At 77.0% G+C, this 965-nt stretch carries 1 pseudogene; it reads left to right on the top strand.

From position 1 onward, the window contains the following. A pseudogene (locus HUW36_RS33490) lies at window positions 1-898 on the top strand (hypothetical protein); the annotation flags it as partial. Between the last annotated feature and the right edge of the window lie 67 nt (window positions 899-965).

The following is a 965-nucleotide window of genomic DNA, read 5'->3' as shown; positions in this document are numbered from 1 at the left end:
GCCGCCGGCGGAGGCGGCGCCCCGGCTCCGGCAGGTGCGGACGGCGATCGTCCGGGCCCGGTTCACCGACCTGCTGGTGCCGCTGACGGTGCTCTTCGCCGTCCTCGCCGGGATCGGCGCGGCGACCACCGCGATGGCGCTGCTGCGGCCGGCGCCGGGCGAGGTCCTCGAACGCCACACGCACGTGCCCGCCGGGCTTGTCGCGTTCGGCATCGGAGCCGGCGGCTACGCCGTCTCGGCGGCCGTGCTCGGTCTCGTCGTCGCCGGGATGTTCGCCTACCGCAGCTCCGGCTTCCGGCACCACGTCGGGGTGCTCTGGGACCTCGCCACGTTCTGGCCCCGGGCCGCGCACCCCTTCGCCCCGCCCTGCTACGCCGAGCGGGCGGTGCCGGAACTGGCCCGGCGCGTCACCTTCCTGGTGGAGAGCGGCAACGGTGTCCTGCTGGCCGGCTACAGCCACGGCTCGGTGCTGGCCGCCGCCACGCTCCTGCAACTGCCGCCCGAGGTCGGTGGCCGGGTCGCGCTGCTGACCTACAGCTCACCGCTGCGGCGGCTCTACGCCCGGCTCTTCCCGGCGTACGTGGACGACGCCGTGCTGCGCGAGATCGGGGACCGGGTCGGCTGGCGGTGGCGGAACCTGTGGCGTGACACCGATCCGGTCGGCGGCTGGGTCTTCTCGGCCCACCGTCCGGACGAGCCGGCCGCCGTCGCCGGGCCGCCGGCCGTGGTGGACCGCCGCCTGAAGGACCCGGACGGCCTCCTCGCGCCGCCCGGGGACAGCGTTCCGCCACCGATCAGGGGACACTGGCCGTGCGAGTCCGACCGGGCGTACGCCGCGGCGGTGCGGGACCTGGCCGGGCTCCTGCGCGCCGAGCCGGGGCCACCGTCGCGCCCGTGAGAACGGTTCACCGGGCGGCGTCGTCCCGGTCCGGGTCGCGCCGGCGCCACGAGTCGGAGGCGGCGAC

The sequence above is a fragment of the Micromonospora maritima genome (assembly GCF_902825405.1).
Taxonomy (GTDB): domain Bacteria; phylum Actinomycetota; class Actinomycetes; order Mycobacteriales; family Micromonosporaceae; genus Micromonospora; species Micromonospora maritima.
The sequence above is the reverse complement of the archived record's forward strand: the minus strand, read 5'-3'. Positions and strand labels throughout refer to the sequence as shown.